The sequence below is a fragment of the Quyinboa ferrireducens genome (assembly GCF_042436675.1).
Taxonomy (GTDB): domain Bacteria; phylum Bacteroidota; class Bacteroidia; order Bacteroidales; family UBA5342; genus JBHJHP01.
Genome location: NZ_JBHMVA010000009.1, coordinates 45,265 through 63,332, shown reverse-complemented (window position 1 = coordinate 63,332; position 18,068 = coordinate 45,265). Strand labels below are relative to the sequence as shown.

Sequence of the window (18,068 nt, the reverse complement as noted above, 5' to 3'; positions counted from 1 at the left end):
AGTGCCTTAATTGAGAATTTATTTGAATTCATTTTAAATAACAGCCAATATATTTTAAAACTATTTAACAAGTATTACAACATATGTTTAAACCTGTAATAACAGTCATATTAACAGTAGTTGCGCTTTTGGTTTTACTTAATGTAACACAAAGCAACGAATACTACAACCTGAAGCTGGAGAAGCTTAAACAGGAATATGCCATCAAACCGGTTCCTTCCATTGATCACAGTAAATTACCTGAGCTCAACAAGGAATTTAAAACGCCTCAGGAAGTGACGGAAGCATGTAACGGCTGTCACACTGAAAGTTACAAAGAAGTAATGAATTCTTCTCACTGGAACTGGGAACGAATTTCTTACGTAGAGGGAAGAGGTATTACGGCAACCGGTAAAAAAGATGTATTGAACAACTTTTGTATCGGATCGAACACCAACCAGCAGGCGTGTGCCAAATGTCACATTGGTTTTGGTATGTCTGATGACCATTTTGATTTTAAAAATGCACGTAACGTGGATTGTATGGTTTGTCATGACAACAGTGAAGATTACCACAAGGGTGCTTCTCTGGCAGGATATCCCGACAGAAGTGTTAACCTGAAGGAAGTGGCACAGAGTGTTGGCAATCCCAAGAAAATGAACTGCGGAAGCTGTCACTTTTATAGTGGTGGTGGCAACAACGTTAAACATGGTGATCTGGAAGAGTCTCTTCTGGCCTGTACACGCGATGTGGATGTTCATATGGCTGCCAATGGAATGGATATGAACTGTGTATCATGTCATACTGCAAAGAATCACAAAATACTTGGAAGATTATATTCGGTATCATCTACAAATACTCAGAGGGCAACGTGTGAACAGTGTCATACGTCAACGCCCCACTTTAATGAACTTTTAAACCGGCATAATGCAAAAGTTGCCTGTCAGACATGCCATATCCCGGAATATGCAAAAGTTAATGCTACAAAAATGGAATGGCACTGGTCTTCTGCCGGTAAGTTAAAAGATGGTCAGCCTTATTTTGAGGAAGATTCTCTGGGCAACCACACTTACCTGTCAATTAAAGGTGATTTTAAATGGGAACGTAATGTAAAACCGGATTATATGTGGTTCAACGGAACAGCTGACCACTATGTACTGGGCGATACCATTAAATCTGTTCCGGTTCAGATGAATACACTGTTTGGATCACACGATGATCCTGACTCAAAAATTGTACCGGTAAAAATTCACCGTGGGGATCAGATCTACGACAAGAAATACAATATGCTGATCCAGCCAAAACTTTACGGACCTGAAAAAGGAGACAGTGCATTCTGGAATGATTTTGACTGGAATGAAGCGGCTAAAGCTGGTATGGAAGGCGTTGGATTGCCATACAGCGGCGATTACGGTTTTGTTAAAACAGAAATGTACTGGCCTATCAACCATATGGTTTCGCCAAAAGAACAGGCACTGAAATGTTCGGAATGTCACACACGCAGCAGCAACGGACGTCTGGCAAAACTTAACGATTTTTATCTGCCGGGAAGAGATTATAACAAACCTCTTGAAACAGGTGCACATTTTCTTATAGCTGCGGCATTGTTAGGCGTTTTAATTCATGCGCTCATCCGTATTATTATTGTCATTCGCAAGAATAGATATAAAACTGAGATCATAGACTACGAAGAAGAAGATAACCAATAAAATTTAAGACATTGAAACGCGTATATATTTATAAAGGTTTTGAACGCTTCTGGCACTGGACACAGGCTTCATTAATTATTTTCCTTGCTGTTACAGGCTTTGAAGTACACGGATCTTTCACCGTATTTGGATTTGAACATGCTGCCATGTTTCATCGCGTGGCATCTTACATGTTAATCGTTCTGATCGTATTTGCAATATTCTGGCACATAGTAACCGGAGAATGGAAACAGTACATTCCAACGACCAAAAAGCTGAAAGCTCAGATTATGTATTACAGCTTCGGTATGTTTAAAGGCGAAAAGCATCCAACCAAAAAGACTGAATTAAGCAAAATGAATCCTTTGCAAAGACTCACATACCTTGGATTCAAACTTGTTTTGATTCCAGTAACCGTAATTTCGGGTATTATTTATATGACCCAGAAAACACTCGATAAAAACAATATCGTGGTGATTAAGGATTTTTCGCTGGATTCAATAGCATTCTGGCACACGCTAGGTGCCTTCCTGTTAATTGTCTTCCTTATTATTCATGTTTATATGACCACTACAGGTCATACGCCGACTTCAAATATTCAGGCTATGATTACAGGCTATGAGGATTTAGAAGATGAAGAAGACGAAACAACAGAAGTTAAAGCTGAGAATAAGGACAAAAAAGTTAAACCCGTAAAAGAAACAAACTCATGAAAGAGAGACCATATATGAATCCGTATTTAGCCGGATTCCTTCTCGGATTAGTTTTACTGGCCACAATATATATTTCAGGCCGTGGCTTAGGAGCAAGTGGCGCATTAAAGAGCGTGGTTGTGGAAGCCGTAAATAATGTTGCTCCGGCTCATGCAGAAAAAGCATTATTTTTTAAGGAGTACAACGCAGCGCATAGCGGATCACCGATGCACAACTGGCTGGTATTTGAAATGGTCGGTGTGGTAATCGGAGCATTCTTTTCAGGTGTCATGTCCAACCGGGTTGGTTTAAAACTTGAAAAAGGCCCTAAAGCAACTAAAACAATGCGTATTGTTGGTGCGATAGTTGGCGGCGCATTATTTGGTTTTGGTTCACAGCTGGGAAGAGGTTGTACCAGTGGTTCCGCCCTGAGTGGAATGGCGGTACTATCGTTTGGAGGTATAGTAACCATGATGGCTATTTTTGGAATGGCGTATGGTGTAGCGTATTTTTTTAGAAAACTGTGGTTAAAATAAGATATTATGGGACCTTTAGTACCTTTTGTATTTAGTCCGGAATTTGGATTATTGCTGGCCGTTTTTATCGGTATCGGATTTGGATTTGTTCTTGAACAAGCCGGTTTTTCTTCTACAAAAAAACTGGTAGGATTGTTTTACGGTTATGACTTTACCGTTCTCAGAGTGTTTTTTACCGCAGGTGTAACAGCAATGATAGGTGTTTTGCTTTTAGGGCATTATGGCCTTTTAAACACAGACGTAATCTATATTAATCCAACCTTCCTGCGTTCTGCCATTGTAGGTGGTTTAATAATGGGTATCGGATTTGTTCTGGGAGGATTTTGCCCTGGAACAAGTGTGTGTGCAGCTTCTATTGGCAAACTGGATGCCATGGCCTTTATACTCGGATCCATACTGGGTATTTATGCGTTCGGAGAAGCATATCCTATGATTAAGGATTTTTACATGGCCGATAAAATGGGACCACTGAAGATAAGTGACTTCTTCGGAATGTCAGATTCTTTGTTTGCCTTTGTACTGACCTTTATTGCGATTGCAGCATTTTACTTTACCTGGAAAATTGAAAATAAGGTAAATCACAGAAGCAATTACATTGATCCGAAAACAAAGCTGCGCTACCAGATAAGTATGGTGGTACCGTTTTTATTCGTTGCCATTATTGCATTCCTACCAGGGAAATACGATATTATTCAGAATCGCATTGCCAAAGCCAAGGAACAAAAGAAATGTGTGTTTCATGAAATAGCCCCGGACAAACTGGCCGACGAAATTGCCAACCACTATTACGAGTACAATATTATCGATGTCCGCTCTCCTGAAGAATTTGAAGCATATCATCTTCCCCTGGCAATCAATATTCCATTTGAAAATATTCAGAACCGTGAATGGGAGCAGATATTCAAACAAAAACTGAAAAAGAACGTATTCTATGCCGATAACGACACTCTGGTTAAAATGTCGTGTCTGAAAGCCAAATACATTGGCAGTTCAACCAACATGATCCTGAATGTAAGTTCACAGCACTTCCGGAATATGTTCTTTGAAATTGCACCTCCACCGGACAATGCAACCAAGGAGGAACAGCAAACATACGTTTACAGGTCGCAGACTGCCAAAAAGATGAATAACCTGGTAGAGGCACTCCAGAATATCGGAAAGCCCGTTAAACGCGAAGTTAAAGCCGTATCGGGTGGTTGTTCTTAAACAACATCAACTTATATAAAATAAAAAAGGTGGAGAAATCCACCTTTTTTATTGCGCTTATTTTTTATTCTTTTAGTCGAAAAGTTCTTTACTCAATGCCTGAAGTGCTTGTTTTTTGTATTTGGCATCAACCAGTAAGGACATGTTGTAACTGCTTCCTCCGTACGATATCATTCTCATCGGAACATCCTTTAGGGCACTTGTAATTTTAGCCGCATAGCCGCTCTGTTCAGCTGACAGGTCTCCTGCCACACAAATAATCACCTGATCGGTATTAACGAACACAGAACCAAATTCCTGCAGCTCTTCCACTATTTTAGCCAGATTCTTATCCTGATCGATAGTTATTGAGACACCAACCTCCGATGTGGTAATCATATCAATAGGTGTTCTGTATTTCTCAAATATCTCGAAAACCTTTCTCAGAAAACCGTAGGCCAGTAACATCCTGCCACTTTTTATTTTTATAACGGTAATGCCGTCTTTGGCTGCCACAGCTTTAATTTTATTCGGCTCACTGTAAGCACTTATCAACGTTCCGTAAGCTTCAGGATTCATCGTATTCAACAAGCGAACCGGAATATTGGCTTTACGTGCCGGAACCACACTGGTAGGATGTAAAATCTTAGCTCCAAAATAAGCGAGCTCAGCTGCTTCCTCAAACGACAGATTCTTAATCGGTTTGGTATTTTCAACGATTCGTGGATCGTTGTTATGCATCCCATCTATATCCGTCCATATTTCTATTTCATCAGCTTTTATGGCTGCTCCTACCAACGAAGCTGAATAGTCACTGCCACCACGTTGCAGGTTATCAATTTCACCTTCAATATTCAGACAAATATACCCCTGAGTGATCAGCAGTTTCTCATCCTTGTATTTATCAAGCTGTATGGCAATTTTTTCTTCTATATATGCGGCATCAGGCTCCTTATCAGCATCGATTCTCATATATTCCAGCGCCGGCAATAATGCTGAGCTACGTCCTGATTCCAACAAATAGTAATGCATCAGTTCCGTTGAGATCAGTTCCCCCTGAGCATGAATAATTTTTTCTTCCTTTTCAGAAAAATCAGTTTGGGCAAAAGAACGCAGAAAATCAAATTTATCTTTAATCAAAGCATGTCCCTTTTCATTGTATTCGCTGGAACTTAAAAGCTCATTCACAACGTCTTTATACTTATTTTCAAGCGCGTCAATAACATCTTTAGCACCCTGAATATCCTTTTTAAAATAGTGTTTACAAATTTCAACGAGTGTATTTGTGGTTCCGGACATGGCAGAAAGAACAACGATTTTCTGATCTCCTGTATCAATTAAATCAGCAACGTGTTTAATTCTTTCTGCGGATCCTACTGATGTTCCGCCAAACTTTAGAACTTTCATTTTAGAGGTATTTATACGTTATAATTCTATTAATAATCTGCTTTTTAATTTGGCTGCAAATATAATATTTTATCAATTTATTTAATATTTCAACAATAAAATGATACATCTGTTTATTATACTTTATTATTGTGATTATATAAGCAGACAGAAAATTTGAATGAGAAACATATCTGATATACCCTTTAATCCCTCAAAATTTAAATTCTTTTATGGCTGGATCATTGTTTTTGCCGGAACCGTAGGTGTAATATTCAGTATACCGGGCCAGACTATGGGCGTAAGTGTTTTTACAGACCATTTAATTGAAGCACTTAAACTGGACCGGGATACATTAAGCATCGCCTATATGCTGGGAACCATAGCGAGCTCATTTTTATTGACGTATGCAGGCGTTTTATACGACAGGTTCGGTGCCAGATATGTAGCGATCGGTGCTGCAGCATTCCTGGGCATTTCATTAATTTTTGCATCCTACAGCCCTGCCATCAGTAACGCAGTATCGTCATTTCTTAACATCCGGTTCTCTATTGTATCGTTCACAGTGATCAGCATCATTTTCTTTCTGATCCGGATAAGCGGACAAGGTGTGCTGACCATGGTTTCACGCAACATGATCATGAAATGGTTTGACAAGCTTCGCGGTCGCGCCAACGCCATCAGCAGTGCTTTTGTATCGTTCGGATTTGCGATCTCACCGTTGATATTCAGTATTCTGATTCAAAACAACAGCTGGCCTGTTGCATGGAGAATCATAGCAGTAGCATTAATGGCTTTTGCTGTTTTTGCATTTATTTCTTATCGCGATAATCCGGAAGAAAGCGGAATGAAACCGGATGGTAAAACTATGAAAGTTAAGAAGGAAACCGTGGTTCAACGCAGACAGTTTACATTAAAAGAGGCTCAAAAAACCTGGCCATTCTGGGTATTCACATTTGCCCTGGCATTTTATAGTTTTTTCGGCACAGGCTTCACTTTTAACATCGAGTCTATATTTGAGACCTTCGGATACGATAAAACCGCAGGAATTAAAATACTGATCCCCATATCCGTTGTTTCAATTGCCGTATCATTAATCGGCAACTTCATAAGTGATTTTGTCAGGTTGCAATACCTGCTGTTTGTATTAATATTCGGGCAGTTACTGTCAACTATCGGGATTGTGCTTCTTGGAAGTTCACTGGGATATTTCCTTACCGTTGCCGGCTTCGGAATAATGGGCGGCATGTTCGTTGTACTTGTTTCGGTTACATGGCCACGGTTTTACGGACGAAAACATCTGGGAGCGATATCGGGATTCAGCGGTTCCATACTCGTATTCTCCAGTGCGACAGGTCCGTTCTTTTTCAGTAAGATTCTGACGCTTACCAAAGGATATCAATTGACCGGAATCATTGGCATTGCCATGGTTATTATCCTTGCCGGGACTTCCTTAAAAGCTAAGAACCCACAATAAAAAAGCAGCACTTTTAATTTTAAGGCTGCTTCTTTAATTTTTTACGGTAGTGTTTACACTAATTTCTCCTGTTGTTCGGCCAAAATGTGCTGTGCCATTTCGAGAATCGTTGTATCGTCAAGCACAACAATACCTCCATCTGGTCCCGGTTCATAATGTACCCCGGCGCTTCTCCCTTCCTTAAAGTTGTAACCACCGAAATAATTACGTACAGTTTCTACCTTTAAATCGAGTTCATCCGCAATGCGATGCATACTGCCGTGAGGCAGACTATCTTTTATCTTGCGAAGTTCATTAAATGTGAGTGTTTTCGTCATAGCCCAGGAAATTATAAATTATTTACTCTGATTAATTGCATGCATTAAAGATAAAGAAATTTGCTCTTTATCAAAATTTTTACATGTCTAAAAAATGTTAAGCCTGTGATGTTTAATGTACTTTAACAGACTTAAAACCTTTGTTGATAACAGTATAAAAAAGAAAGGTGTTTTACGGCATAAAATCTTTCACAAAACCTGACAGCAGAATGAAAAAGAATATACTTAGCAGAAACACAAGCACCACACTTAAAAGTTGTGCTTTTTTAAATCCTGTTCTGGTATGACTGCCAATGATACGCTCTGTGGTTATGGAAGAAAAAGCCGGAAGTTTCATCCGCAGAAAATCCAGTCCCTTATATGTGGCCCAGCCGATAAGGATTCCCAGCAATCCACCAGCGATAATATCAAACGGGAAATGCACCCCCAGATAAATTCTTGAAAAACCGTTCAGAAAAGCCCAGGCAAACATGGTAAGCGAGAACCAACCGTTTTTTACAATTAGTGATAACAGCATGGCTACACCAAAGGTATTGGCTGCATGCGAAGACACAAAGCTATACAAACCGCCCCTGTATCCGTTCACAATATGAATATCATACATCAGCAATGGATTATGCGATGGCCGTAACCGTCCCACAAGATCTTTTATCAGACCGGAAAGCTGATCAGCCAAAAGTACGGTTATAGCAATGGAAACTATGATAAGAATACTTTCTCTGCCTTTATTGGCAATGATCACGTAAATAAGGATCAGAAAAAATGGCAACCACGACATCGTATCCGTAACTGCCCACCAAAACCCGTCTGCCATAGCAGAATGTGTTCCGTTTAATACATTAAAAAACCGGATGTCAAGATTATTCACCCAATCAAAAAAGGCCATATCAATTGTTTTAGGAGCTCTAATATACTATGTTTTAACGCAATGACAAATTACTTTGTTGCTTTTCTCTTTTAAAAAAAGCCGCTATCTTTGAGAATCGTAAAAGAATAAGATACAATGCAATTAAAACAGGCCGTTTTTCAACTCATTATAATCGTATCACTCAGTTTTTTTTCTTCGCTCAAGGCACAAACTAAACTAAGTGATGAAGCTGAAGAAATGTACCGCACCGAAAATTACCGGGAAGCTGCTTCCTTGTATAAAGAAATCCTTAAAAGTTTTCCAACAAACGCCATATATAATCATCGGTATGGTGTGTCGGTTTATGAAATAAACGGTGATCTGGATGTGGCTAAAAAGCATCTTGAATTTGCGGCAAAAAAAGGCATACGTCTCTCCGGTTTTTATCTGGCAAAGATTTATTTCAAACAATACGAATTTGATAAAGCCATTGAGTATTATAATCAGTTCAAAGCTTACATCCGGAATAGCGATCCGCGACAGGAAGAAATTAAAAAAGGCATTGCCCAATGCGAAGAAGGGAAAGAAATGCTGCAACGTGTAGAAGACATTCAGGTTACAGATACACTTGTTGTTCCGTTTGAGCTCTTTTTTAAACACTATGATATCAGCCACGAAACCGGAAGCTTTTCGAATATTCTGCCAAATGATTCTGTGGCAAAAGACTCTCTGTATCTCCTCTACCTTCCGGAAAAAGCAGACAGAAGTTTTTACGATGAATTTGTGAATGCCACTGAAAAAAGAAATCTTTTCAGAAAAGATAAACTTCTGGATGCCTGGTCTGAACCAAAGGCAATAGATGCCATCAATACCACTTACAACGAAATATTTCCCTTCCTGATGAGCGACGGACTAACCATGTATTTTTGCTCTGACCGACCGGAATCGTTTGGGGGTTACGATATTTTTGTGACACGTTATAACCCGTCCATTAATGATTTTCTTCCACCTCAACCTATAGGTATGCCGTTTAACTCTTATGGTAACGACTACCTGTATGTGATTGATGAGTTTAAAAACACAGGCTGGTTTGCTTCGGATCGACATAATAAAGCAGGATTTGTAACCATTTATAAGTTTGTTCCCAATCCAACAAAAAAATTCCTTAATACAACTGATATTGACAAACTAAGGAGCGCAGCTTTAATCCACGAGGTAAAGTCAAACACGGGCGAACTGTCAGGCATGTCAGATACGGAAGATACAACATATGATGCGGTTGTTCCTGAAGACATGGAGGATATTGGCATGATTGATATCCAAAGACCACGGCAACGCGAATTTACCTTTATTATTAACGATACTACAGTTTATAAAAAGATGTCGGACTTTAAGAACAGGGATGCGCTGACAACTTTTAAAACATATTTGAACTTCAAAGACAAAACTGATTCACTGTCGGATGCCATTACGAATTACCGGATCAAATATGAGTCAGAAGGCAATGAAGCACAGAGAAGCTCTTTAACAGGTAAAATTCTCAATGCTGAAGAAATGCTGCAGAATTATCAGTCGAAAGTAGACTCGTTGGAACAACGCACGCGAAAGCTGGAAATTGACGCCCTGAAAGCCTATACCAAAATGATAAACGAAGACGAGGCTTATCTGGCTCCATGGAAACCTGAACCACTGGAAATTGATATCCCCAAAAATATTATTCCTTCGTTTTATAATCCGTATTTAAAGCAGAACTATAAAGAGATATTTACGCCTGCTGAAATTGAACGGCTGAAAGATGTTGAAAGAGATAAACTCACAGCTGATAACCTGGTACTCGACTGGCAGGAGATTCTGATGAAACTGAACAAAGATCCCAATGCCGACCGCATTATTGTAGAAAAGTTGATAGAACGCGATTCTGCATTTGCTGAACCAATGACCCGGGAACAGCTGGCTAAGATTTCGGATCAGATGCGACAGGAAAGCACGGATTACTATTTTAAAGCGCTGACAGGGAAATATGACATCCTAAAAAACAAGAACCTGTTCCTTGCCCGGATGACTCCTGATGCAGCAACTCAGAAAACCATGAAAAAGTTGCAGCAGGATGCTGAATTCAGCTATTACAACGCATCGATGAAAACTCAGAATTTTACCGACTATCAATACCTGAACTTTGACGAAGTTCAGCAAACCACAGGTAATCTTGAAAGTTCCATTGATCTGCTGGAACGGGAAATAATCACCTACGACAAAGCGAAAAAGGCGGCTGAAAAACAGGCTCCTGAAATGATTGCGGAAAAAGTTCCGGAAAAGAATTCAACCGGGCATGTGATAACATATAAGGTACAGATTGGGATCTTTAAAAATAAGCCCAACGCATCTGCACTTTCTAAAATTCCTCAGGTCACTACAGAAACTATTGACGGAGCACTGATCCGTTATTATTCGGGTGAATACAACTCAAAGGAAGAGGCGGAAGCAGAAGCAAAAACAATTGAAGCATCCGGTTTCCCCGGAGCATTTGTTGTGCCGTTCGTTGACGGGAAAAAAAGTACATGGGAAGACATACAGAAACTTAATTCAAAATAAGATGAACCTCCTTATTATTATTTTGCTCATCGTAACAGGAATTTTCCTGTTCGCCGTTGAATTTCTTCTCATCCCCGGTATTACCATTGCCGGTGTCGGCGGATTTTTATTCATTGCCGCCGGAGTTTATTTCGGTTATGCGGAATACGGTACCCCTATTGGTCATTATATCTTTGCGGCATCATTGGTTCTAACAGCCAGCGGGCTCTATTTTATGCTTCGCGGGAAAACCTGGAAGCGAACCATGCTGAATACGAATATTGAAGGTAAAGTCCCTGAAATTAATGCACTGGAAGTAAAAGTTGGTGATCATGCCATTACCACTTCGAGACTGGCTCCCATTGGAAAAATTAAAATAAATGATACCTTTATGGAAGCAAAATCTCAATCCGGTTTTATTGATCAGAAAACCGAAGTTGAGATTGTAAAAGTTTTTAAAACGAATGTCATTGTAAAACCCGTAAAAAAATAACATTATGAGCAACCCCGGATTATTTGAATTGATGGCTCCTGCCACGGATATAAGCAACCTCGGATTTATTGGATTGATTGCTGCCGTAGTCGTTCTTTTCATTATCATTTTATACTACGTACCTGTACTGTTATGGTTTTCTGCATACGTATCAGGTGTTAGAATCTCACTCATCCAGATGGTGCTTATGCGCATCAGAAAAGTTCCGCCACCAATTATTGTGCGGGCTATGATTGAAGCTCACAAAGCTGGTCTGAGAGATATAAAACGTGATGATCTGGAGGCACACTACCTTGCTGGCGGACACGTGGAACAGGTTGTTCACGCATTGGTATCGGCCAGCAAAGCAAACATCGATCTTCCATTCCAGATGGCAACAGCCATTGACCTTGCAGGTCGTGACGTATTTGAAGCCGTTCAGATGTCGGTTAACCCAAAGGTGATTGACACACCACCGGTAACTGCTGTGGCCAAAGACGGTATACAGTTGATTGCCAAAGCCAGGGTAACCGTTAGGGCAAACATCAAGCAACTGGTTGGTGGTGCAGGTGAAGAAACCGTTCTGGCACGTGTTGGAGAAGGTATTGTATCATCCATTGGTTCTTCTCAAAGTCACAAGGCAGTACTTGAAAACCCGGACTCCATTTCGAAAGTTGTGCTTGACAAAGGTCTGGATGCAGGGACTGCATTTGAGATCCTTTCCATTGATATTGCCGATATTGATATTGGTAAAAACATTGGTGCCGTTCTGCAGATTGACCAGGCTGACGCCGATAAAAATATTGCGCAGGCCAAAGCAGAGGAACGCCGTGCCATGGCTGTTGCCCTTGAACAGGAAATGAAAGCCAAAGCACAGGAAGCCCGCGCCAAAGTTATTGAAGCGGAAGCCGAAGTACCAAAAGCGATGGCGGAAGCATTCCGCTCAGGAAACATGGGTATCATGGATTACTATAAATTCAAAAATATTGAGGCTGACACCAACATGCGCGATTCCATCTCGAAACCGGACAGCAGCAACAGAAAGAAAAAGGATTAATCATACATAACATTTTAAAGCAGGGGCATTCATTGCCCCTGCTTCTTTTTATGAAAGAACTACCGGATAAACTGGAACAATATATTCTGGATCATATTGATGAAGAACCGGAATACCTTCAGAAACTGAGCAGGGACACCTTTGCCAATATGCTTTACCCGCAAATGCTAAGCGGACATTTGCAGGGACGCCTTCTGAAAATGCTCTGCCGCATGATTAACCCTGAACGCATACTGGAAATAGGTACATTTACGGGGTACTCTGCTTTGTGCATGGCCGAAGCACTTCCTGAAAACGGTACTATTGATACCATTGAAATAAATGATGAACTGGAAACCTTTATCCGGGACCATTTTTCAGCGACAGAATACGGTTCAAGAATAAACCTGATCATAGGTGATGCCCTTAAGGTTGTTCCTGAATTGCCCGGAACATGGGACCTGGCCTTTATTGATGGAAACAAACGGTATTATCCTGAGTATTATAATCTGATATTTGACCGCATAAAAACCGGTGGCCACATTATTGCCGATAACGTGTTATGGAGCGGCAAAGTAGTTGAACCTGCCGACCCCAGAGATACCCAAACCAAAGGGATACTTGAGTTTAATAACCTGATAGCTGCCGACAAGCGCGTTGAAAAAGTGATATTTCCTGTACGTGATGGGTTTACAGTGATACGAAAGCTGTAACATCCATAACCATATCTTGCGTCTCTTTACTTACGTTTCTTGCTTTTAATCAATTATTTACTTACTTTTAAAACGGGAACAACCTAATCAGGATTTATCTGATCAACATTACTTGCCTTAAAAATCTGTTTTAAAATCGTAAAAGGAATATATGTATATGGCGTATATAAGTTGGGCTGCATAATAAAGAGTTATCCATATTACATAAAATTGGATTAAAAATTTTGAAAATGTTATCTTTTAAGATAACTTTACATCGTGAATAGAACGATAATATTCTACAAAGAATACTTCATTGACTTTTATAAAACACTTGATCAGAGTGTTAAAGAAAAATTTCAATATGTATTTGAACTAATAAAGCAAGTTGAAATGGTGCCGAAAAAGTTCTTAGCTCCAATGACTGGTTATGAAGGACTTTTTGAAATACGTATTGAGTTTCAATCAAATATTTACAGAGTGTTTTGCTGTTTTGACAAAGGCAAACTGGTAATTCTTTTTAATGGGTTCCAGAAAAAAACACAAAAAACACCTAAGAAAGAGATTGAAAAGGCAATGAGATTGAAAGATGAATATTTTAACATTAAGAACAAACGAGCATGACTGACTATAAAGGAATTAAAACTTTCGATGAATTAATTGAGAGAGAACATGGCAAAATTGGAACAGAGACCAGAAATGCATATGAGGAAAAAGCTCAAATGTTCATTATAAGTGAAATGCTCAAAGAAGCCAGGAAAGAAGCAAAATTAACACAACAACAACTAGCTGAAAAAGCTGGCACAAAGAAAAGTTACATCTCAAAAATTGAAAACGCAAAAGGGAATATTCAGCTCTCTACTTTAATTAGAATTTTTGAAAAAGGATTAAACAGAAAGATCGGACTTACTTTTCTTTGATTTAAACCTGACTGAAAAACTATGCCGCCTAGCGCGCGGTCATAGTGCATAGAAATATTAATAAATAAGGTATTGCCAGGTTCACCATCTGTCACTTTCGTCGCAAAATAATGTTGCAGGAACATTGGCGTTAGGCACGACCCGCTTAAATTTCAACAATGAAGAAAAAATTAACAGTCAATCTTAAAAGTACCGTTCTTTTTTTATCCGGTATGATTTTTCTATGTACATCCCTGGTAACTGCTCAGAATGTAAAAGACTCTCTTCCCCTGCACTGGCACGAAAGTGGTGGTTTTGGTACCAATACGCAGGGAGGGCTTGGAGGAACAGTTTACAAAGTAACCAATCTGAACAACAGCGGCGCCGGATCCTTTAGAGATGCTGTGTCGGGTGATAACAGGCTGGTGGTTTTTGAGGTTGGCGGGGTTATTGACTTAAATGATAACGATATTGATTTGGGGAGCAATCTTACGATTGCCGGTCAAACTGCTCCTTATCCCGGAATAACACTTATTCGTGCTAATGTATCTGCAGACGGTAATAATACGGTAGTCTCACATATTACAATTATGCTTGGAGATAATACTACCGGACAAAAGGATGCTGCCAATATCAGGGGTAATAATGTTGTATTCGATCATGTAACAGCAACATGGTCAATAGATGAAGTTCTCTCAATACATGGGGTAGATAATGTTACCCTTTACAAATGTATTATTGCAGAGGCCTTGCAATATGCCGGCCATGCAGATGAGGAACATTCCAAAGGCAGCCTCATAAATAACCACCCTACCAATCTTTCCCTGATTGGATGTCTTTATGCTCACAACGCCATGAGAAATCCACGCTGTGACAGGGGCGAGATATTCATCGCCAACCAGGTGAACTACAATTGGTCAACCGGCTGGGACGAGCCGGAACCGCATTGGTTTAATTATGTGGTGTGTACCTATTTTGCAGATATCACGTTTGTTGGTAATGTGGCTCTTCAAGGACCTGAAAGCATCGGAGAGATTTATCTTGATGGTTATAACAGCGCATCGAATATTCCTTCAAAGAGCAATGCTTATATTAACGATAATATTATTCTGGATCAGGCAGGAAACAATTTACAGGTTTACGATCCGAACGAACATATCCTTTTTGATACCCCACAACTATGGCCATCTGGTTTTGTAGCAATACCTGCACACGAAAGCCTCTACGAAAATCTAAGGACGGTTGGATCACGCCCCGGTAACAGGGATGTGCATAACGCCCGAATCGTACGGACTGTTGCAAATGGCGGCGGCGCAGTGATTGACTCACAGGATGAGGTTGGTGGCTATCCTGACTATGAACAAACAAGTCATTCGCTTACCGTGCCCGATGGTGCAGAAGCAAGGCAGAAATGGCTTGATTCGCTGGAAGACGAAATAGCTGTAGACACTTTAATTGATGTTTCACGCCTATACTCCATGGTAGGATCGCAGGCCAGCGATAAATTTAAGCCGGACCTGGGGCATACCTCATCAAAACATGAAATTTATAATTCCGGCGTTTCCAATACCGGTATCATCGCTTATCCTAACCCGGTAACCGCACAACTAAACATCACCCTCCTGAATGAATTTTCAGAAGGGGCATTGATTCAACTGTTTAATTACACAGGGCATATTGTTCTTCAACAGGAATTAGCAGGCACAGAGAATTCAATTAACGTAAAAAACCTACCGCCGGGCCTGTACATTATCAAAGCATTATGTAGCACGAAATGTACCGTTCAGTATGTATTAAAAAAGTGAAACTGAAAGAAACAATAATGATGAAATAAATACAATTTCTCAAAGCGTATATATTTAGATATACAATGTGCCATATTGCCCTTTCTGTGAAAATTGTCTATCCATCGACGACGTTTGTCCATTTTAGAAAGCTTTAATAGTCCCAATCTTTGTAGTGTCAATATTGACAAGCAATATTTAAAAAAGATTAAGATGGAAAACTTAGTTAAAACAGAATTTAATGTCCCTACAAAAGAGCAGGTTTCTACAACAAACCAGGAGATTTTTGATGGCTTAAATAAGGCTTTAGGGTTTGTCCCTAATCTTTATGCAACAATAGCATATTCTGACCATGGGTTAAAACGGTATTTGGATTTCCAAAATGCTAAAACGTCATTATCGAATAAAGAAAAAGAAGCCGTTAATCTGATTGTAAGTCAGGTAAATGGTTGTATTTATTGTCAGAGTGCACATATTGTGCTGGGAGAAATGAACGGATTTGATAAGGATCAACTTTCTGATATACGCAAAGGTAAAAGTGAAAATATCAAGCTAAACGCCTTAGTGAAATTGGCTGCAGACCTAACCGAAAACAGAGGTAATGCGAGCACTGATAATGTGGAAGACTTTTTCGCTCAGGGTTATACCAAAGAGAACTTAGTTGATCTGATTCTTCAAATTAGCGACAAAACCGCAATGAACTACTTACACAATCTTACTAAAATACCGGTAGATTTTCCCATTGCACCTTCATTATAAATTACAAACAGAAGAAGGAGAAATATTTAAGGTACTATTTCTCTTTCTCTGTAAAACTTAACCAAAATGAATAACGAAGATAAACGATATCCACTTCCACCGTTTACAATGGAAACTGCCGTTGAAAAAGTACAAAAAGCAGAGGATGCCTGGAATAGCAAAGATCCTTTAAAAGTATCTAAAGCTTATACCATCGATTCTGAATGGAGAAACAGAACTCAATTCATTAATGGACGTGAAGAAATTATTCAGTACTTAACAGAGAAATGGAAAAATGAAAGAAATTATAAACTTAAAAAGGAACTTTGGGGTTTTAGAGAAAACAGGATTGCCGTGAAATTTGAATATGAATATAAAGGTAAAAACGACCAATGGTTCAGAGCATACGGAATTGAGCTTTGGGAGTTCGACGAAAATGGATTGATGCAAAAGCGTTTTGCAAGTATAAACGATATGATAATTGAGGAAAAAGATAGAAAGTTAATGTAACAACAGGCTTATGATTCAGGAAAATAATTTCACCCTTATAAATCCCCAAACAGGAAACCTGGCTTTTAGGTTATTCTATTTTGAAAAGAATAACCCGTTTAACCATATTCAAAGAATGAATTATTATTCAATGATTTGGTTAAAAACCGGTAACGGAACAGCAAAAGCAGATTTCTCAGAATATAATTTCAAGGGAAATGTATTATTTTCATTTTCACCTTATCAACCTTTTATGCTTAATCCGGATGGAGAAATAAGCGGATGGGTAATCAATTTTCATCCTGATTTCTTTTGTATTCATAAGCATCATAAGGAAGTGGCGTGCAATGGTGTATTGTTCAATAACATTTACAATCCTCCCTTAGTACACATTGATGAAAAAACATCTGTACATTTCGAAACAGTAATTGAACAACTTAAAACTGAGATGCAAAACCCGGCTCTGGCGCAATATGAATTGTTAGTTTCGTACCTGAAGATATTTTTGATTACTGCATCAAGACTTAAAACAGAACAGCACACAAAAGCCAGTGAAGTAGCATTAGAAAAGGATAAACCATTTATTTTACAAAACCTGAAAAACGCTATTGAGTTACATTATAAAACAAAACATACGGCTCGTGACTATGCCGATATTCTGGCAATTACCCCCAAAGCGCTGACAAGACTAACCAGGACTCATTTCAATAAAACCCTGACCGATTTAATTGCAGAACGCATAATTATAGAAGCTAAAAGAGAATTATACTTAACGAATAAAACGGTGAAGGAAATTGCTTATGAATTAGGCTATAACGATGAGTATTATTTTAGCAGATTTTTCAAAAAAAATACGGATGTAGCGCCACAACTTTACAGAGAGACAGTTGGCTTTGATAAAGGGAATGCCGGGTAGAGTCCATAAAAAAATCAACCTGATTCCTGGCGATGCCCTTAAAGTTATTTCTGAATTGCCCGGAACATGGGACCTGGCCTTTATTGACGGAAACAAACGGTATTACACTGAGTATTGCAACCTGGTGTTTAACCGCATAAAACCGGTGGCTATATTATTGCCGATAACGAGTCATGGATCGGCAAAGTAGTTGAACCTGCAGAACCCGGAGACTCCCAAACCAAAGGCATACTTGAATTTAATAACCTGATAGCTACCGACAAGCTCGTTGAAAAAGTGATACTCCCGTACAGGATGGCTTTACGTTGATACGAAAACTGTAACATCCATAACCCTATTTTGCTTCTCTCCACTTACACTTCTT

At 39.4% G+C, this 18,068-nt stretch carries 18 protein-coding genes and 1 pseudogene; 16 read left to right on the top strand and 3 right to left on the bottom strand.

The genetic code is table 11. The annotated features are described in order from the left end of the window. The first annotated feature begins 83 nt into the window (after nt 1-83). From ACE01N_RS13165 to ACE01N_RS13150, 4 genes are read left to right on the top strand one after another with little or no spacing between them, the layout of a single operon-like run. A complete protein-coding gene (locus ACE01N_RS13165; RefSeq protein WP_375727291.1) occupies nt 84-1,688 on the top strand; it encodes a tetrathionate reductase family octaheme c-type cytochrome in 1,605 nt (534 codons plus the stop codon). Between the two features lie 11 nt (nt 1,689-1,699). Next, complete coding sequence (locus ACE01N_RS13160) at nt 1,700-2,380, top strand: cytochrome b/b6 domain-containing protein (RefSeq protein ID WP_380589680.1); 681 nt, start codon at nt 1,700-1,702, stop codon at nt 2,378-2,380. Beyond that, entirely contained in the window at nt 2,377-2,895 is a 519-nt protein-coding gene (locus ACE01N_RS13155; protein ID WP_380589677.1) for a YeeE/YedE thiosulfate transporter family protein, read from the top strand. The genes ACE01N_RS13160 and ACE01N_RS13155 overlap by 4 nt, the downstream gene beginning before the upstream one ends. A gap of 6 nt (nt 2,896-2,901) precedes the next feature. Next, nucleotides 2,902-4,101 (top strand): YeeE/YedE thiosulfate transporter family protein, encoded by a 1,200-nt coding sequence (locus ACE01N_RS13150; protein ID WP_380589674.1) that lies wholly within the window; start codon nt 2,902-2,904, stop codon nt 4,099-4,101. A 72-nt stretch (nt 4,102-4,173) separates the two neighbouring features. Here ACE01N_RS13150 and ACE01N_RS13145 read toward each other — a convergent pair whose 3' ends face one another. Next, nucleotides 4,174-5,487 (bottom strand): aspartate kinase, encoded by a 1,314-nt coding sequence (locus tag ACE01N_RS13145; RefSeq protein WP_380589672.1) that lies wholly within the window; start codon nt 5,485-5,487, stop codon nt 4,174-4,176. Between the two features lie 160 nt (nt 5,488-5,647). Here ACE01N_RS13145 and ACE01N_RS13140 point away from each other — a divergent pair, with 160 nt between their 5' ends. Further along, nucleotides 5,648-6,943: an MFS transporter gene (locus ACE01N_RS13140; protein ID WP_380589668.1), complete on the top strand. Its 1,296-nt coding sequence runs from the start codon at nt 5,648-5,650 to the stop codon at nt 6,941-6,943. 53 nt (nt 6,944-6,996) lie between these two features. On the opposite strand, the gene ACE01N_RS13135 is transcribed toward ACE01N_RS13140, so the two are convergent. Both ACE01N_RS13135 and ACE01N_RS13130 read right to left on the bottom strand, forming a co-directional pair. Beyond that, on the bottom strand, nt 6,997-7,260 hold the full coding sequence (locus ACE01N_RS13135) for a DNA-binding protein (RefSeq protein ID WP_375727285.1): 264 nt from the start codon (nt 7,258-7,260) through the stop codon (nt 6,997-6,999). 172 nt (nt 7,261-7,432) lie between these two features. Beyond that, entirely contained in the window at nt 7,433-8,146 is a 714-nt protein-coding gene (locus ACE01N_RS13130; protein WP_375727284.1) for a phosphatase PAP2 family protein, read from the bottom strand. Between the two features lie 117 nt (nt 8,147-8,263). Here ACE01N_RS13130 and ACE01N_RS13125 point away from each other — a divergent pair, with 117 nt between their 5' ends. The 11 genes and pseudogenes from ACE01N_RS13125 to ACE01N_RS13075 all read left to right on the top strand — a co-directional run bounded on the left by ACE01N_RS13125 (nt 8,264) and on the right by ACE01N_RS13075 (nt 18,013). Continuing rightward, nucleotides 8,264-10,699 (top strand): SPOR domain-containing protein, encoded by a 2,436-nt coding sequence (locus ACE01N_RS13125; protein WP_380589664.1) that lies wholly within the window; start codon nt 8,264-8,266, stop codon nt 10,697-10,699. Nucleotide 10,700: 1 nt separating this feature from the next. Then, a complete protein-coding gene (locus ACE01N_RS13120) occupies nt 10,701-11,171 on the top strand; it encodes an NfeD family protein (protein WP_380589661.1) in 471 nt (156 codons plus the stop codon). Nucleotides 11,172-11,175: 4 nt separating this feature from the next. Next, on the top strand, nt 11,176-12,207 hold the full coding sequence (floA, locus tag ACE01N_RS13115; RefSeq protein ID WP_380589658.1) for a flotillin-like protein FloA: 1,032 nt from the start codon (nt 11,176-11,178) through the stop codon (nt 12,205-12,207). A gap of 50 nt (nt 12,208-12,257) precedes the next feature. Continuing rightward, complete coding sequence (locus ACE01N_RS13110; protein ID WP_380589655.1) at nt 12,258-12,899, top strand: O-methyltransferase; 642 nt, start codon at nt 12,258-12,260, stop codon at nt 12,897-12,899. 258 nt (nt 12,900-13,157) lie between these two features. Beyond that, entirely contained in the window at nt 13,158-13,502 is a 345-nt protein-coding gene (locus ACE01N_RS13105; RefSeq protein WP_380589652.1) for a type II toxin-antitoxin system RelE/ParE family toxin, read from the top strand. Then, complete coding sequence (locus tag ACE01N_RS13100) at nt 13,499-13,798, top strand: helix-turn-helix domain-containing protein (RefSeq protein ID WP_380589648.1); 300 nt, start codon at nt 13,499-13,501, stop codon at nt 13,796-13,798. Before ACE01N_RS13105 ends, ACE01N_RS13100 begins: the two co-directional genes overlap by 4 nt. 158 nt (nt 13,799-13,956) lie before the next feature. After that, on the top strand, nt 13,957-15,582 hold the full coding sequence (locus ACE01N_RS13095; protein ID WP_380589646.1) for a T9SS type A sorting domain-containing protein: 1,626 nt from the start codon (nt 13,957-13,959) through the stop codon (nt 15,580-15,582). 192 nt (nt 15,583-15,774) lie between these two features. After that, nucleotides 15,775-16,320 carry a carboxymuconolactone decarboxylase family protein gene (locus tag ACE01N_RS13090; protein WP_380589643.1) on the top strand — a complete coding sequence of 182 codons (546 nt, stop codon included), beginning with the start codon at nt 15,775-15,777 and terminating at the stop codon, nt 16,318-16,320. A gap of 66 nt (nt 16,321-16,386) precedes the next feature. Further along, nucleotides 16,387-16,809, top strand: a complete 423-nt coding sequence (locus tag ACE01N_RS13085; RefSeq protein WP_380589640.1) for a DUF1348 family protein — start codon at nt 16,387-16,389, stop codon at nt 16,807-16,809. Nucleotides 16,810-16,819: 10 nt separating this feature from the next. Continuing rightward, on the top strand, nt 16,820-17,704 hold the full coding sequence (locus tag ACE01N_RS13080) for a helix-turn-helix domain-containing protein (RefSeq protein WP_380589637.1): 885 nt from the start codon (nt 16,820-16,822) through the stop codon (nt 17,702-17,704). Beyond that, a pseudogene (locus ACE01N_RS13075) lies at nt 17,694-18,013 on the top strand (O-methyltransferase). The gene ACE01N_RS13080 and the pseudogene ACE01N_RS13075 overlap by 11 nt, the downstream one beginning before the upstream one ends. Nucleotides 18,014-18,068 lie beyond the last annotated feature (55 nt).

Bases quoted from the DNA above. Each gene is read 5' to 3' on its own strand.
- ACE01N_RS13150 (WP_380589674.1), top strand. From the start codon at position 2,902: ATGGGACCTTTAGTACCTTTTGTATTTAGTCCGGAATTTGGATTATTG.
- ACE01N_RS13155 (WP_380589677.1), top strand. From the start codon at position 2,377: ATGAAAGAGAGACCATATATGAATCCGTATTTAGCCGGATTCCTTCTC.
- ACE01N_RS13140 (WP_380589668.1), top strand. From the start codon at position 5,648: ATGAGAAACATATCTGATATACCCTTTAATCCCTCAAAATTTAAATTC.
- ACE01N_RS13120 (WP_380589661.1), top strand. From the start codon at position 10,701: ATGAACCTCCTTATTATTATTTTGCTCATCGTAACAGGAATTTTCCTG.
- ACE01N_RS13130 (WP_375727284.1), bottom strand. From the start codon at position 8,146: ATGGCCTTTTTTGATTGGGTGAATAATCTTGACATCCGGTTTTTTAAT.
- ACE01N_RS13100 (WP_380589648.1), top strand. From the start codon at position 13,499: ATGACTGACTATAAAGGAATTAAAACTTTCGATGAATTAATTGAGAGA.
- ACE01N_RS13165 (WP_375727291.1), top strand. From the start codon at position 84: ATGTTTAAACCTGTAATAACAGTCATATTAACAGTAGTTGCGCTTTTG.
- ACE01N_RS13110 (WP_380589655.1), top strand. From the start codon at position 12,258: ATGAAAGAACTACCGGATAAACTGGAACAATATATTCTGGATCATATT.
- ACE01N_RS13145 (WP_380589672.1), bottom strand. From the start codon at position 5,487: ATGAAAGTTCTAAAGTTTGGCGGAACATCAGTAGGATCCGCAGAAAGA.
- ACE01N_RS13125 (WP_380589664.1), top strand. From the start codon at position 8,264: ATGCAATTAAAACAGGCCGTTTTTCAACTCATTATAATCGTATCACTC.
- ACE01N_RS13080 (WP_380589637.1), top strand. From the start codon at position 16,820: ATGATTCAGGAAAATAATTTCACCCTTATAAATCCCCAAACAGGAAAC.
- floA (WP_380589658.1), top strand. From the start codon at position 11,176: ATGAGCAACCCCGGATTATTTGAATTGATGGCTCCTGCCACGGATATA.
- ACE01N_RS13085 (WP_380589640.1), top strand. From the start codon at position 16,387: ATGAATAACGAAGATAAACGATATCCACTTCCACCGTTTACAATGGAA.
- ACE01N_RS13135 (WP_375727285.1), bottom strand. From the start codon at position 7,260: ATGACGAAAACACTCACATTTAATGAACTTCGCAAGATAAAAGATAGT.
- ACE01N_RS13090 (WP_380589643.1), top strand. From the start codon at position 15,775: ATGGAAAACTTAGTTAAAACAGAATTTAATGTCCCTACAAAAGAGCAG.
- ACE01N_RS13095 (WP_380589646.1), top strand. From the start codon at position 13,957: ATGAAGAAAAAATTAACAGTCAATCTTAAAAGTACCGTTCTTTTTTTA.